Genomic DNA, 17,267 nt, shown 5'->3' with positions numbered 1-17,267 from the left:
CTCGTTTTTGGTTATCAGGAGGAGAATGCTATGCATACGAAAAGTTTTCTAGGCGATTTGCGGAAAAATCGCATGCTGTATGTGATGATCGCGCCCGCCGTTTTGTTTTTTCTTATTTTCTGCTATTTCCCTATGGCAGGAATGGTAGTTGCCTTCAAATCTTATTCCTATAAAGATGGTATTTTTGGAAGTCCATGGGTTGGTCTGGCGAATTTTGAGTTCTTTTTTCAATCGGGCAAAGCGTTCCTAGTTACGAAAAATACAATCGTGTATAACTTCTTGTTTATGATTGTGAACAACCTGCTGGAAATGAGCATCGCCATTGTGTTATTTGAGTTAGCAGGCAAGTATGTCAAAAAGTTTTTGCAGTCGGTGATTTTTCTGCCTTATTTCATTTCGTGGGTCGTAGCTGGAGCGATTGTCTATAATTTTCTGAATTATGAGTTCGGTGCAGTGAATACGTTCTTGAAGTCATTAGGCTTCATACCTGTAAACTTTTATAATAATCCGGCTTTGTGGCTTTATATTTTGATCTTTTTTAGCGCTTGGAAGTCCGTCGGGTATGGGACCGTTATCTACCTTGCGAGCATCGCAGGCATAGATACGGAAATGTACGAAGCTTCCAAAATCGACGGCGCGAATGTGCTGCAGCGGATATTCCATATTACGATTCCTTCGATTATTCCAACCATGATTGTCCTGCTCTTGCTGAAAATCAGCCAAATCGCACGAGGCGATTTCGGTTTGTTCTACCAACTGATCGGTGACAATGGACTCTTATATGATAAAACCGATATTATCGACACATTTTCCTTCCGCGCGCTCCTTGATTTGCAGGAATTCGGCATGGCAGCAGCAGTCGGCTTGTATCAGTCTGTCCTGTGCTTTCTAATTATTGTGATCACCAACGAATCTGTAAAAAGAATTAAAAAAGAAAGCGCCTTATTTTAACCGCAGGAAGTTGTGAGAGGGGGGATGCAGGGCAGAAGTCAAGGCTGGTTAGGAAGGAAGGGTTGGTTATAAGGATATTGGAAAGTTATAAAAGGAGCTGATTATTGACAATGATGGTCCGCAAAACAAAACGTCAACTCGCACTTATGATGGTATGGGTCATGATCTTTAGTTGTTTCAGTGCTTTGCCGTTTGCCCGTATGCCCATAGCGAAAGCCGCTGAGGGCTGGCCTGCAGCGGTTCTATCGGGGACCAATATGCCATTCGGACCTGTGGATTCCCTCGTCACGACGCAGAATCCGCCCGACTTCCGTTGGCCTGCCATTGCGGGGGCAGACAATTACACGCTGCAGCTTAGCCGCAGCCAAACGGTAGCGACTGTCGTATATGAACAAGAAACGCAGACGTCAAACTTCTATAATTTTAATCATATATTGGAGGCTGGAACTTGGTATTGGCGTGTTCGCTTCCACAAGCCTGGCATGGAGGTGTCGGAATGGAGCGATATTCGCAAGTTCCGCATTGAGGAGCAGAATGTGCCGTTTCCGGTTCCTTCCGTCAACCAACTGCTAAGTAATATAAGCCCCACACACCCGCGTATTTGGGCTAATTCATCCACACTTGCTGATTTCCGCAATCTGCGATTTACGGTCGGCCAAGAGATGTTTCAAAGGATTAGCGGGTCTGTAAATACTAATTTGTGTACGCCGACTGTACAGGAACCGAATAAATGCAAATTGGTAGAACCGACTTTCCCGTATCCGGCTACTTACAGTCATAGTGCCCCAGAGTACGTGAAGGCGCAGCAAGAACTGCGAAACAAAGCAGAAGCGGCCGTTAATAAAATGTTCAATGCAGCGTTCCTGTATTTCTTGACGCAATCTCCGGAAGTCGGCGAATATGCGAAGGACCGGTTAGTTGATCTGGCAGGCTGGAATCCGAATGGGTCAACAAGTTATTACATTCACGATCAGGTGCATCGGATCATTGCGCTTGATTCAGCCATGGCTTATGACTGGCTGTATGATCTGCTTTCACCAACGGAAAAGCAGGCGGTGCTGACGATGGTGAAAGCACGCACTTCAACGATGGTGGAGGAAATCGTCAACAAATACCCGATACAAAACAATCCGTATGATTCCCACGGATGGACTGCATTCGGCTTTATCGGCATCATCGCCACGGCGTTGTTGAATGATATACCCGAAGCGGAGTCATGGTTTCGACGAGTCGTTCCTGCCTATATCAATATCTTGCCGCCGTGGGGCGGAGAAGACGGAGGCTGGTCCCAGGGAACTGGCTACTGGCAGTGGTCGTCGACACTTTCCAAACAGTTCATGGATGTCCTGCTGAGCGCAAGCGGTTTTAACCTCTATGACAAAGCCTACTCCCGCAATGAAGGCTTGTATCCGCTGTATGCGTTTCCTAAGGGGAGTCCTTCGGGAATCTTTGGCGACGATAGTCAATATACGCCTGGAGCACCGAGCGTGACCGTCTATAACCGCCTCGCGCAAATGTATGGTGACCCTCGGTTGAAATGGGCAGCGGGCGCCATCGGAACGGGCATGAACGGGGAGCTCAGCAACTATTTTTATGGCGATAACAATCTTGCCGCAAGGCCGCCTGTGGATTTGCCGGATGCCAAATGGTTTCAGGACATCGGTCTGGTGACGATGCATTCGAAGTTATACGATCCAGACCGTGTATCGCTTTACTTCAAATCAAGTCCGTTCGGTACGTTCAATCACAGTCGCGCGGATCAGAATGGCATCATCGTGAATGCATTCGGCGAAGCGCTCGCCATTGAGAGCGGCTTCTATGACTACTACGGCAGTAAGCACGATGTTCATTATGCGAAACAAACGTATGCAACGAATGCGATCACAGTGGATCGCAAGCAAGGACAGCCGTATGACAATCTCGATGCGGACGGCAAGATCATGAGCTTCGTCACGCATCCGGACTTTGATGCAACAAGCGGTAATGCGGCAGACGCATATGCCGGCAAGTTAAATAAGGCTGATCGCAGCATTGTTTATGTCAGACCTGATATGTTCGTTGTCATCGACCAACTGCAAGCGGCTGATCCGCAGGGCTCTGAATTCGAATGGCGGCTGCATGCTGACCGGGAACTTGAGATTGACGACGATCATGCTGGTGCGACGATATGGCGAAGAGATGCGGGGCTGAAAGTGCGTTTTCAAGCACCAACAGGACTTCGAACAACGCTGGAAAATCAGTATCTGGATGCCGACGGGATGGAATGGAACCCGGATGCGGATTCCGTTTATGCCGACAAGAGGCAGCTTCATGCAGCTTTCATTACGCCCAAAACGAGTAATACAACTTTCGTCTCTACGATGGAAGCTTTTAAGAAAGGGACTGAACCACAACAAGTGGTTTCCGAGAATCACGGATCGTATATGAAACTTTCGTTCAGCGATGGATCGATCGTATATGTGCGATTGGCTGCGAGCGGGGAAGTGGATGCCGGCAGCATCCGTTTTGACGGCACGGCTGTTGCGGTGAAAGGGAGTACGGTGCTGCTCGTAGAGGGGACGAAGCTAGTGAAAGACGGGACCGCGCTGATTCAGAGCAATCAGCCTGCGACTGTCGTGTACGGCGGAGATCAACTATCGGTGTCGAGTGCTTCGGATGCACAAGTGCAGATAGCTGTGAATGGAACGGTGCTGGTGCGTGATGCGGAGAGCGGCCGGGAAATTCCAAGCGGCGGCTCTGTTGCGGAAGCCATGGGACTGCGGGGAGTGCAGTGGAGTATAGCAGAGGGGACACTTATGCTTCATGTCGAGCAAGGACAGCATGCATTCAAGCTGAGTAATGCGCCGATGCCGCACGTGATGGCTCCAGCGACGCTGCAGACAGAGATTAACGGGGTACAGGGATCTGTAACGCTGCAAGTGTACAGCGATTTGCAAGGCATTCCTGTAGCGTGGGGCAAACTTAACAATTCGGCTGGCTTATACCACATTGAAGCAGCGCCGGAGGGCTTTGTTTTTGAAAAACACGGACGTCCGAATGACGTCTACCTGGAAGCGAATGCCTCCCTGCTGATTCGCGGTCCATTGAGTACAGTCAAACTGGCGAAAACAGCCGGAGATCACGTTGCGCAGACAGAATCATGGACGGATCCGGAAACGACAAAAAACAAACTGTTTTTTGACTGGGTGGAAGCGGAGTCCTATGCGGATGCAGATCCGGGAGTTAGCGTGTATGCAACAAGAGCGTTTTTGTCTGGCAAGAAAGGGGTCGGCACCTGGGATCAGCAGGGACAGGAGGTAGAGTGGAACTTCCATGTGCCTAAGGCGGGAACCTATGATCTGGTGATGAAATATGTAGCTGGATGGGGCATGAATCCTGGTGAGCTCGCAAGTCGAAGCGTGATGATCGGGGATCAAGCGGCTACCTTCGAGGTGCCCATGACTTACGATTACGGGACGCAACCGCAATATTGGCAAGGGCTTCGCGTTAAGTTGGGGCAGTCGTTGGCAGCGGGGCCCGTTACCATTAAAATGTGGAATGACAAAGGTCCGATGAATCTGGATTGGATTGGACTCATCGAACGGAAAAGTGATGAAGAACGCCCGACAACGCCTGGAGGTATCCAAGTTGTTTCGCAAACAACGACGTCCGTTAATGTCCTTTGGCAGGCATCAACGGATAATGTTGCCGTTAAAGAATATGCCCTATATGCGAATGGCCAATTGAATAAAAGAGTCCCGGCCGGTACATTGGCAACAGCAATTACGGGACTGGAGGTAGGTCATGCGTACAACATAACGGTGGCTGCTGTAGATACGAGCGACAATTTCTCGCTCATAAGTGAAGGTGTTTACGCATTGACGGATGATCAAGATGCGCCTACATGGGATGCCTCGGCAGCGCTCCGTTTGGTGCAGTGGCTGCCGGGAGCAGCAAGATTGGCTTGGGAACCGGCGGAAGACAACTCTGGCAAAGTGTCCGCCTATACCATTTATCGGAAGGAGGCAGCTCAATCCTCTTATGTCAAAGTAGGGACAGTAAGCGGGGCGGTTTATGGCTATGATGTGACAGGTCTGCAGCCGGACATAACCTATACGTTCCTGGTACAGGCGAAGGATGGGGCGGGCAACGAATCGGCCGATGGCCCGAGCAAGACAGCGAAGATGCCAGCGGCTAGCGGTACAGGCGAATACTATGAGTCGTTTGACGACAGGGCAGTGGGCCCGATGACAACTGGCGGCGGCTGGACGGTGAGTGCAGAAACAGGGTCTGCCGTATCGATCATAGCGTCACCAGATTTGAACGGCAATGTGCTTGAACTGACCGATCAATATGCGCCTACGCAGACGGATTCAACGGAAAGGCCTGTAGTTCTAAGAAGCAATACAGCGGTAAGCGGAAAGGTCACTTTCGAAACTAGATTTATGTTTAAAAAGATGGACAGCGACATCGGCAACTTCGAGCTCAAGCTGCGCGGTTCCGGGACAGATGTCGTGCGAATCAACGGCTTCTCGGATGGCGCATTCGGCTACTGGAATGTGCTTGGCGGTACGAATACGTCTGTCAAAGTCCCTGGCTCCGGATTTAAGCTGCCGCTTGATCAATGGCTTTCACTTCGTGTGAATTTGGATACTGCGACGCATAAATATGACCTCACCATTCAGTCAGATGCGTTCAAAACCTACAGTGGCACCGTGGACGATGCCGGAAAACTGGATAGGAAAACAGGCACTTACCAAATCACAGGGGTTCCATTTTATAACAATAATACGACAGCTGCCTCCCTTGACAACTTCCGGTTCAGTTCATTCAGGTTCACTAGCAAGTTCCTGCTGGATTACGTGGCGTTGTATAAGACCATCGATCTGGATACAACGGCGCCAACATGGGGGGGATCCGCTGCAATCCAACCTGTTAACTTGTTCCCGAACGCTGCTAGATTGGCGTGGACTCCTGCAACAGATCTTTCAGGCGAGGTAGCTTCCTATGTGATCTACCGCAAGGAAGCAGCACAAACTTCCTTCGTGAAAGCAGCGACGGTAAGCGGAAGTACGTACGGCTATGACGTGACTGGCCTGCAGGCGGGAGGAACGTATACGTTCCAGGTGCAAGCGGTCGATGCACAGGGCAACGAATCGTCCGACGGCCCAAGCTTGGCGGTAACACTCCCCGCTGGAGGCAGCAGCGGCGCCTACTATGATTCCTTTGATGATTGGGCGACTGGTAACATAGTGAATGGCAATAATTGGACTGTGAGCACGAATAGCGGCACGACTGTTTCGGTCGTAACCTCACCGGATGGCGTGGGGAAAGCACTCCAACTACTGGACAATTATGCTTTATCAGACAGCGATTATACGGAAAGTCCTGTTGCTGTGAGAGCAAATGCCGCGCTTGACGGCAAACTCGCCTTCGAAACTAGATTCATGTTCAACAAGGTGAACAGCGATATCACCAATTTTGAACTCAAGCTGCGCAGTGCCGGAACCGATATCGTGCGGTTCAATGGCTTCTCGGACGGCACTTTTGGATATTGGAAGATCTTGGGAGGCGTCAACTCGAATGTCAAAATTCCCAAAGCCGCTGGCATAGCGCTCCCACGCGATCAGTGGATCACGCTTCACTTTGATTTGGATATGACTGCAAAAACGTTTGACATTCGTATGCAGGCGGATAGCTTCAAAAGTTATGCTGGTACCGTGGATTCTCCAGGCACACTGGATAAAGCAAGCGGCACTTATCGTATCAATGGCATACCGTTCTATAACAACAATGCAACAGCAACGTCCATCGATGCTTTCCGTTTCAGCACATCGCGTTTCACGAGCAAAATCTTGCTCGATTATGTCACGCTGTACAAAAATCCATAAACATTGGCTGATGCCGCCTACTAGCAAGGGCTATTCCGATTCCGTTTGACAGCGGAAGGGAATAGCCCTTCGTTGTTACTTGGCTAGGAGCTGCATGGTAAGATCATCCGCAGCAGCTGAAGGCGAGATGCCTTTATTATCAGCAATGGTGAAAACGTTCGTTAACGTGTCGAAGATTTTCTCCACTTCCTGCTCAGCTGTGCGGGCATCTCCGCATGCCAGTTCAACGGAAGTGACAATAATTCCGCCAGCGTTTATCACATAGTCCGGGGCATACAAAATACCAAGTTCATGAAGCTTGTCGCCATGCCGACGTTCCGCCAGCTGATTATTGGCGCCTCCTGCAATAATCCGGCAATTAAGCTGTGCAATTGAATCATCATGCAAGATGCCGCCGAGCGCGCAAGGAGAGAAAATATCGCAGGTTGTCTGAAGGATGGCATCTGGAGGCAGCGTCTTGGCCGCAAAGTCTTGGACAACTCGTTGCGTTCGCTCGGGGTCAACATCGGATACGACTAATTGAGCGCCAACCTGATGCAAATAACGACATAGCTGATAGCCTACTTTGCCTAAGCCTTGAACGGCAATCACTTTATGTTGGAGTGCTTCCGTACCATAAGCGCGTTTAAGCGCCGCTTTCATGCCCAAAAATACCCCGTATGCCGTCATTTTCGCTGTAAATTCTCCTTCTGCGCCGAGGGAACCGCTTGTGTCCGTGACATAAGAAGTTTCCTGACGTATCCAATCCATATCTGCAACGCCTGTACCCAGGTCCATACCTGTTATATAACGCCCTTGCAGGCTCTCTATATGTCGACCTAATGCTCTGAATAACTGTTCACGTGAGCCTTGACCTGGATGACTAAGGATTACCGCTTTGCCGCCTCCGAAAGGGAGTCCTGAAACAGCCGATTTGGAAGTCATTCCCCGGGCTAGCCGCAGTGCATCTTGAATGGCCTCTTCCTCACTATCGTACCGCCACATCCGACAGCCCCCAAGGGCAGGCCCTAACTTCGAGTTGTCAATCACGATAATCGCTTTGAGGCGAACGATGGGATCTTGGAGGAAAATAAGCTGTTCATAATTTTGCTCGAATACGTCCATGTTAAATCCTCCTTTTGCAGCCTTAGTCAGCACTTTAGGATATATCCTATTCAGGAAAGGCTGATTGGGCTACTGCGAGAAAGGACCGTGTGAAAAGGTCTTACGAACACCATAGACCCTATTTGATCAAAAAGGGGCATTTAAAAAATCTAGCGAATTCCAGAGTCGCTATACCAAACAAATAATCACAATTCCGCCATATCCGACTACATAACGCCAATACAATTCACTAGATCTCAAAAGTAGCCATTTTCTCGTCTATAAGCATCAATCAGTTCGTTAGAGTCACTTAATTGCGGATAATGTCGAAAAAACAGCCTTCTTGTAAGTGAATTGTAAGAATTCAATCCTACAATAGAACTATGTTCGCAGTTATTGTTTCCCACTTGAACACTATTTTTTGAGAAGGGAGGATCCTTAGTCAGAGGCTAGGCCTTTTCACTCAAGAGGAAGTAAGGAGTTTCTAGTATTTTGAAAAGGAAGTATATGGTTGTCGTGATTGAATTTGAGGAAAAGAGGAATAATCGTTGAACAAAGTGTATCATCGCATGCTGACTTCATTTGCAACTACTTCTACTCTGATGCGAAAACGTTGGAAGGCCGGGCTAGCCAGGCTATTAATCGCTGCGCTGCTGCTGCAGTGCTTGCCTCTTATTGGCGGGGGGCTGAGCACAGCGCAGGCAAACGGGACGGTAACGGAACAAACTTACGGCAGCGGAGCTGGCAAATTCACGGTTCAGTCGAATATCTACGCGCCCGCTACTAAACTAACGGACTATACCTGGAACCGAGTAACCCTTAATTTATCGCCTGATGCTAGGCAGGCTGCTTCGATGATCTATGACGAACAAGCCGGCAATGTGGTGATGTTCGGTGGTCAGGGCAATAGCGGCCTCTTGGATGACACCTGGATTTGGGATGGAAGCGAAAAAAAATGGCAGGAAATGTTGAATCGCTCTCCGAAACCACTGAAACGCAAAGGCGCGGTAATGGCGTTTGACGCTGTAAGCCAGAAGGTTCTTTTGTTTGGTGGAGAAGGTCAGTCAGGTGTACTAGGTGATACGTGGCTTTGGGATGGTATTGATGCCAAATGGGAACAAGTTACGCAGCTTGCGACATCTCCTTCCGCTCGTGGTGGAGCGCAGCTAGCCTTCGACGGCGAACATCTTATCCTGTTCGGTGGTTATACGGGCAGTGGAAATTCAAAGACGCCGCTCGGCGATACGTGGATATGGGACGGTGCGGCTTGGACTGAAGCTCAGCCAACGGATTCCCCGCCTGCTGCGTACAGCGGACAGATGGCTTATGATGGCCATACGGCAGTGCTGTATGGAGGCAATTCCGGTGCTATCACAGCCTCTTATGAAAGTACAAACACACATGAAATAAAATCCATCACTCACGATGACAGCTCTCCACTTCTGTGGAAATGGGATCGCGAAGCACAAAATTGGACTTCCACAGACGGCCCTGAACCGTATGGTCGTTGGGGTCAAAGTATGGCTTATGATGGACGTCGCGTAGTATTCTTTAGTGGTGAACGGGATTATATTCATATGTATTATCCTGTACTGGTAGACAATTTGAAATTGCCTTCCACCACTTATCCCTTGATGGCTGGCAGTATGGCATATGGATGGACGGGCAGTGCGTGGGAAAAATTGCCGCGAACGGTATCCATGGAAACAGCCTATAAAAGCGACACAGACGGAACAGGAAAGGTGTTTTCGGTCCAACGAGTTCCGAATCAGCTGCCTTTTCCGATCAGTTACGCGAATATGGCGTTTGATGGCAAAAACTTCGTCGTGTTTGGTGGAAACAGAAGCGAAATCAAAATCATGGATAAGGTTTTTGGTTCCGTTGTTGGTTCAATGCCAGCCGGCAATATGAACGAAACCTGGGTGTTGGGCTATACACCGCCTTCAGCGCCAGGTATCAAGATGACAGTTGATCCTATTCTCAACTTTGACCCCCAGCATACCCATGATACGGTCAGTGTGATCTCGAATGTGTATGATGACGGGACCCGTGCCATCAAATCGCGTGGTGTGGAATATCGGCTTGTCACCGAGACAAATGATGCTGCTTGGATCCAAGTTCCTTATACGCATACAGGTACAGGTACAGGTACAGAAGCAGAGGAAACAAGCTCATTTACTGTTCAACTGGAAGGCTTAACCTGGCACCAAAAGTATGAGGTTCGCGGTTATGCTGTCAATGAAATTGGCAGAGGCTATACGGACACGAAGTCCTTTGAGATGAAAAACGATCCGAATATGAAAGAGCCAGATGTCGACTATGATCGCGTCGGCGCATCGGTCCTTCATGTGAAGGATAAAAAGCGGTTGGTCGCAGTTGGAACGGGTGTCCCCAACTTGCTGCGGAAGCCTCTGGACAACATTCATTATTTCCTGCAAAGCCAGAGTGGTGTGCAATATAAGCTTAATTACAACGTTCTCAATGAACGCCAACTGGAACTGACATGGAAGGATGAATTGCCGTCAGGCAAATATGATGTACATCTGGAGCATGATTTCTACAACGATTATGTCTTCCCTGAAGGGCTGTTGATTACAGCGCTTGATTTCTACAAGCCGCGCAGTTTCGCGAGAGTAGAAGTGCCAAGCTCATCGCCCAGCAATGAAGTGAACAGCTTGGTGCTGCAAGGACCGTTTACTGAGGATCCGTCAGCGGCAAATGTCTACGTGCTTAATGATACGTCTGAGCCTGTAATGATTAATGATTCGGTCATGTTCAAAGGCAGTCGACTAGTCGTAGACAAAACAACTGCTAAGGCCACGATCAGCGGAGAAGGCCGCTTGTATGTGAACGGTGGCGGCGCGTTGGGATCTAATTTGTCTTATACGCTGCAGGATGGACCGTTCACGATCTCATCGGACAACTTCTCCCTTGCACTCAGCACTTCAGAAGCGACGGATTATTTAAATGTCGATATGCCTGTGAAGGCAAGCTCATTTATTTTTACCAAAGATGGCTTGCGTTTGACCGGTGATCTTCAAATCGGCATGCAGGTAGGGAATCAGAAAGTTTCCGATACCGTGTCTGTAGAAGCTTTGAATTACCGTAATAACCGTTTTGATTTGTCTGGAACTTTTGTGATGAACAAGAGCTTTAAGGTGGGGCCGTTTCAGGTCAAAGACTCCAAGTTTGTCGTGGACAGCCGCATTCCTTATATGAGCGTTCGTGGCACTGGCAGTTTGCCTGATACTGATCTTAGCTTCGATCTATCGATGAAGACCAAGCAAGGACGTCTTGACGGCGTTAATTTCGGTATGTATCAGAAAGTGAAACTTGCATCGACAGGTCTTCAAGTCAATTATTTATTCGGTAACGTGGAAAAGCTGGCGGAAAAAACACAAGTTCCTCAGAAATTCAACGTCACAGGCTCGGTAAATGACGTTATTGTGCCGGAACTTAAGCACCCGCAAGTCGATTACAAGTTCAATCTGCTTGGCACCGATTCGGTGGATATGGATGTGTCCTCCTATGGATTTAACGCCAGTGGAATCGAGTATTATTATTGGCTGCCTGTGAAGAACATGAACATACAAACGGTGGTTAACCCGACCGCAGCCGGGATCAAAGGCTTTACGGCTCCAGGTTTTGCTGCAAAGGGCGATATCAATGTCTTTGATGTTGTCAAGGGAGCAATCGGTACGTATTCGTTCAATAAAAAAGGTTTTGACGGAGTAATCAAAGGTACGGTCTATGTGCCTAAAGGTATTCCGCGTATTGGTGGCGCGACAGTAAACAACGTTGCCCTCACAGTAAATGAAAAGGGCATATCCGGCACTTTCAGACATAATGGGGTTGGTGCCAATCTGAAGTATACCTTCAACAACAACACCATCTTGTTTGAGGTGGAAGCGGAGCCGCCACCGAAGAAGTGGTGGGAAAAAGGTCTTGATTTCATAAACAATGTTTCCGACTTTATGGACGCGGCTGAGCCTTGGCTGGACATTGCGGAAGAACTGTTTCTGATGAAGCCTGCTTCCAAGCAAGAAGTCAGCATCGCTGCTGCGAATCCGCTCAAGCGAGTGTATGATTTGAAGCCGATAAGCTTGTCCTTCCAGCCGGATGAATCAGCGCAAAAGGATGGCAAGGCGCGAATTGTTGACGGACAATTAACGACGATTGATCGGACTCCAATGATCTCAACGGAGGCGACGAGCGGCACGTCAACGACAAGTTTTGCGGTAGATCGTTCGTACGAAGCACTAATTGCCTTATCAGGCGATCAGCGAGCTGCTGTATTGAAAGCTGCTCCTGCTGGTCAACAGTACGAGCAAACGGTGCGGTCGGAGAAGTTCTATGACGCTGCGAACGCTATGACTTTCATGCGTGCAACGTTGAATGCAGGAAACTTGAAGCTTGCTACAAACGGCAGCAGCCATATTAGCATCAATGAACTTGTGTTTGCGAACGAATCCTTGAAGCTTGAGGAGCTTGTTGGCCTCTGGACAAAAGCACCTGAGCGTTCGGTCACCTCGCTGGTGATGAAGGAACGCGGGTCATATGTGCTTAGGGTTGGCGAGGCGCAGGGCGAAGTGATTGTGTATAAGCCGGATGGTCGACCTTACAGTCTGCAAACGAACTCAAGTAAGCCGGACTGGAACGCCTTCCGCGATGGAAGCGGCCAATTATATGTTTTATTGGATGCGGTGGAAGCAGGCACTTGGATGATCAGTGCTGGCACGAGTCCAGCGGCGGCGCTGAACAGCGTATCTCCTGAGACTACGATCAGCGATGTTAGACAGTGGGGTCAATCCCAAGCGTATCCAAACGTCTTTGAGATGAGCCGAACGGACAATGGCCAGGCCATCGTAGAAATTTATGGGGCAGATGCACAAATGAAGCTGTATCAGCCAAGCGGTGAACTTTATACGCTGCAGCTCGATCCGAATCAGCCTGGCATGAATGCCATTTATGACGAAGGGCAGCACAAGCTGACGATCCTGCTCAATGAGGTTGAATTGAAAGGGCAGTGGAAAGCAGTGGCTCGTAGCTATACGAGTGTTGTCGCGTATAAGTCCACCAGAAAATTCAAGTCGATCAAGCCTCTTCTGATGGAAGGTAGATTCTCGAAGTTCTTCCAGCTGCCGCAGAAGGGCGATTATATGCTGGCTGTCAGCGGCGGGGATGCGAACACAGTCATCACGGCTCCTGATGGAACGCCATATAAGCTGAACTTTGAAACGCCAAACGGCAATGCTTATCTGCAACCGGCATCAGATCGGATGGCAACACTCAGTCCGCCAGGAGTTCCGCTTGATCAAACGAAGATTGACACGCCAACTCCTGCGCTGGATGGACGAGATATGCTTTATGTGTCTTTGCTGGGTGCGTCTGCTGGCAAATGGACGATTCAAAGCACGAAAAAGGTTGATGTGCAAATCCAGAAATTAATTGCGCAGTCAGCTATGAAGGCGTCCGTATCTCCTGTACCGGGTGTCGAAAACCGGATACAAGTGACGTGGTCACTGGAAAATACGGCGCCTGATACGACTGTTACGGTCAGTCTGACGGACAGTGCGGATCAAACGATTGGAGAAGTTATCGCCGAAGGGTTATCAACTGCAGGTCAAACAACGATTGATCTACCAGCTTCCATGCAGCCTGGGACTTATTATTTGTCCGTGGCAAGTGCCGGCGCGAACATAGTGCCAGTGTACGCAGTAGCTGAAACGACAGTTGAGGTAACCGCTCCGTATACCCTGAATACGCCTGCGCAGCCTGAAGTGATCTCCACAGGCAACGGAGAAGTATCACTTCGCTTTGCTTCTCTTGCTGGCGATGTGACGGCGTACCGGATCTGGGCTCGCCAAGCTGATAAAGGCCAAGCGGCTGTTCCTGTATGGGAAATGGTTCCGGTGCCAGGGAATTTGCAGCAAGCAATCGTTACTGGCTTGACGGCAGGAGCTTCCTATACCTTCGCGGTATCGGCAGTGGGGCAAGAGCAAGGACGTTTGGCCATAAGCCCTCAGTCCGCAAGCGTGACAGCTGAACTTCCTGTTCCACAACCGGCTAATTTAACGCTGAAGCTAGATGCAGGAGCCAAGGTAGTCACTGAAAGCGAATATACGGCTTATGACGGAAATAAGGAAAAACTGCTGTTAACAGCAGCAGAGCAAGCATCCTTGCAGGTAACTGCGGATCAAGCTGCAACCCTTACCCTATCTGTAAATGGTCAGCAAGTTGATACTCAGCAAGTATCCGTAGGCGGAACTTACGCGTTCGCGCTCCAGGATCTGCTGCATGTGAGCGTGCTGAAAGAGCGGGAATACAATCTGTTGATTGAAGCTGTTAATGAACGCGGAGATCGCACTCTTGTTTACCGCAAGTTGTTTGTTGATCGGACGGGTCCGATGCTGATAGCGTCCGGCGGCAATGATACGCAAGGCAAGCCGATTTCGTTGAACGGAACGGTGACAGACGACAGCAAAGTGTATATCACGGGTCAAACGGACGCTGGCGCTAAGCTGGTTATCAATGGTACGAACGTTCCGCTTAGTGTTGAAGGACGTTTTGTCTATTATGCTCCGCTTGTTTGGGGGGCGCAGACGGACCGCAATCAAGTGACATTGACGGCAACCGATCAAATTGGTAATAAAACGGAGTATGGCTTTGAGGTGCTGCGCGGGATTGTTGGAACACTGCCGACATATCCTAGCGATCTTGCGACTTTGACGACTGGGAACGCAAAGATGAGTGCGCCTTACGTTTTCGGACAGACGGCTTATCAAGCTTCTGCTTTCGCTGACAAGGTGCGTGTATACGCAGTACCGATGGATGCCTCTTCGGTCGTGAAAGTAGATGGACAAACACTTCCGGATGCAGGTTATGTGGACGTGGTTGTGCCTGCTGCTGGAAGAACGGTGGCTGTAAGTGTTCATCCAACCGCTGGCGCTGACAAGCAGTATAGTCTGCAAGTGGGCGGAACCGGATCCAATGTAGCTTTGTTAAGCACATTGAAACTGAATAACGCTACAGCAGCGCAAGCAGGTGAAGTGCTGCCTGCCCAAACGTTCACGGGAGCAGAGGATTCCTATGCTGTTTATGTGGATAACACAATCGACAGCGTTACTTTGACACCTGGCGCTCTTATGGCGGGATCCAGCATTCAAGTGAAAGGACAGTCCGTTCAGAGCGGTCTAGCTTCCCAGAAGATTCAGCTGCAAGTCGGCGAAAATCAAATTCCTGTGACGGTTAGTTCACCAGACAGAGCGGAAACGCGCAGCTATCAAGTTCGTGTAATGCGGGAACAAAGCGGCAATGCCCAGCTTCATAGCTTAGGGCTGGCTACTGACGGAGCGCAGCTGGTGTCGGCCTTTAAGCCCACTACTATGAGCTATCAGGTGCTTGTACCATACGCGACGGCAGCTTTCAAGCTGCTTCCTGTCGCTGAGCAGTCTGATGCCGTAATTAGTTTGGATGGCCAAGCGGTAACGAACGGGAATGTTGTATCGATTCCTTTGGCGAAAGATGCCCAAACGTATGCGATTAAGGTCCGCGCGCAGGACGGCACTACGCTCACTTACAGTGTGTCCGTGCTGCGTCAACAGACATTGCCTGTTCAACCGCCTTTGCTGGCGAGCTTGGAGGTAAGTACTGTTCTCGATAGTGAGTTCAATCCATACAAGCTTAACTACGGTTCCAAAGGAAAGACAACGAACAATAGTGTATTGGTAATAGCACAGGCCAATGATCCACTGGCTACAGTGACGGTAGATGGCATTTCCTTGAAAGGTGGCGGCAGCTTTGGGCCGAGCCTCAATCTTGGAGATAATACCATTCTCGTAAGTGTTGAATCGGCAGATTTGAAGTCATCACAAATGTACGCCATTGATGTAGTTCGTTTAGATGATTCCAGCGCGCCGCCTCCGAACGTTCGTGAAACGACGATAACTGGCAGCAATGGGGGTTGGACGTTCCAAACGTCAATCGTTCGGACCACTTCGACGGATGGGAAGATCCTTGATACGGTGAGACTCGATGCCTTGAATGCCCGCACGATCTTGGAAAAAGCTGAGCAGAATAAGGATAAAGTTGCACGCATCTATGTCTCTGACCTGCCGGATGCACCTGCAGATGAGCGGATTGTAAGTTTGAGCGCTGAATCTCTGAAACTGCTTGCGGATGGCGCTATGTCGCTTGAGCTTATGCTGCCAGACGCCAAATTGGTTTTATCTGCGGAGTCTCTGCAGCAGATGAGCCGTGATGGGAAAGACGCTTATTTCCGAGTGGTTCCGATTCGAGCTGCTGAGGAGCGCAGCGAGGTTGCATCACGCGTGAAAGCGGCTGAGCTGGTACTAAATGCTGCGGGAGGGCAACCTATCGCTATTCTCGGTCAACCAGTGAAGATTGAGACGAATTACACAGGCTACAAGACGGAGATTTTATTCCCGCTGGATAACTTGAAACTGCCAGCCAATAAGGCTGCTGCTAAACGAATTTTAGCAGAACTCGCGGTGTATATTGAACATAGCGATGGTGACAAGGAACTTGCGCAAGGAGAAATCCGGTATGACGCCGAAGGCAAAGCCGGTATTGCCATTCAAGTGAGCAAGTTCAGTACGTTCACGATCATTCAAAAGAATGCGCAACAGGTGCTGAAACCTTACTTGTCCGGTTACCCGGATGGCACATTCCGACCATCACAAGCGATTACACGTGCGGAATTAGCAACTATTCTGCACCGTGTTGGTGTGGATGGTGCTGAAGGTACCGGCCTTGCAGCAGGCTATCCAGATGTTGCCCAAGGACATTGGGCCATGGAAGCTATCGCTCATATGCAGCGATCAGGCGTGATGCTTGGCGATAACAATGGCTTATTCCGCCCCGAAGATTCCGTTACTCGCGGGGAAATAGCCAGTATTGCAGCGAGACTAGCTGGAACTGCTGCGGATGGATCTGCACAGACCGGTAATTATAGCGATACACAGGGGCATTGGGCTGCGGACGCCATCCGACAAGCGTCGAGAATGGGTATTCTGCAAGGTTACCCAGATGGCACGTTCCAACCTGATAACCAACTGAATCGCGCTGAAGCGGTGCAAGTGCTGAACCGATTGTTTGGACGACCGACGGCCGTAGTACAGGCTTCCAGTTGGCCAGATGTTCATCAAGATCATTGGGCACTCAAGGAAATTGAGTCGGCTTCCGGCAGTGTAGAATTGCTGCCAGATGGCCGTGTCAAAATAGTGCCAAACCATGAATAAGCGTTAATTGCAGAGGGGCTGCCTCTCAGGGTCACATGACCATGAGAGCAGCCCCTCTTTTCGCTGTTGCCATATCGCCTGCGAAGCGTAAAAAATGTCTATT

Annotated in this window: 4 protein-coding genes; 3 read left to right on the top strand and 1 reads right to left on the bottom strand. The window is 49.6% G+C overall.

What is annotated here, in order from left to right; all coding sequences use genetic code 11:
• Positions 1–30 precede the first annotated feature (30 nt).
• Both LOZ80_RS19305 and LOZ80_RS19300 read left to right on the top strand, forming a co-directional pair.
• Entirely contained in the window at positions 31–951 is a 921-nt protein-coding gene (locus LOZ80_RS19305; RefSeq protein WP_238172842.1) for an ABC transporter permease, read from the top strand.
• Positions 952–1,061: 110 nt separating this feature from the next.
• On the top strand, positions 1,062–6,821 hold the full coding sequence (locus tag LOZ80_RS19300; RefSeq protein WP_238173045.1) for a DUF4962 domain-containing protein: 5,760 nt from the start codon (positions 1,062–1,064) through the stop codon (positions 6,819–6,821).
• Positions 6,822–6,896: 75 nt separating this feature from the next.
• Here LOZ80_RS19300 and LOZ80_RS19295 read toward each other — a convergent pair whose 3' ends face one another.
• Entirely contained in the window at positions 6,897–7,925 is a 1,029-nt protein-coding gene (locus LOZ80_RS19295; RefSeq protein WP_238172841.1) for a Leu/Phe/Val dehydrogenase, read from the bottom strand.
• Positions 7,926–8,461: 536 nt separating this feature from the next.
• On the opposite strand from LOZ80_RS19295, the gene LOZ80_RS19290 reads away from it, so the two are divergent.
• Complete coding sequence (locus LOZ80_RS19290) at positions 8,462–17,164, top strand: cadherin-like beta sandwich domain-containing protein (RefSeq protein ID WP_238173044.1); 8,703 nt, start codon at positions 8,462–8,464, stop codon at positions 17,162–17,164.
• Positions 17,165–17,267: the final 103 nt, after the last annotated feature.

Source organism: Paenibacillus sp. HWE-109 (genome assembly GCF_022163125.1).
Taxonomy (GTDB): Bacteria; Bacillota; Bacilli; order Paenibacillales; family NBRC-103111; genus Paenibacillus_E.
This window is presented reverse-complemented; position numbering and strand designations above follow the sequence as displayed.

Coding starts and splice junctions, on each gene's coding strand:
- LOZ80_RS19295 (WP_238172841.1), bottom strand. CDS start 7,925: ATGGACGTATTCGAGCAAAATTATGAACAGCTTATTTTCCTCCAAGAT.
- LOZ80_RS19305 (WP_238172842.1), top strand. CDS start 31: ATGCATACGAAAAGTTTTCTAGGCGATTTGCGGAAAAATCGCATGCTG.
- LOZ80_RS19300 (WP_238173045.1), top strand. CDS start 1,062: ATGATGGTCCGCAAAACAAAACGTCAACTCGCACTTATGATGGTATGG.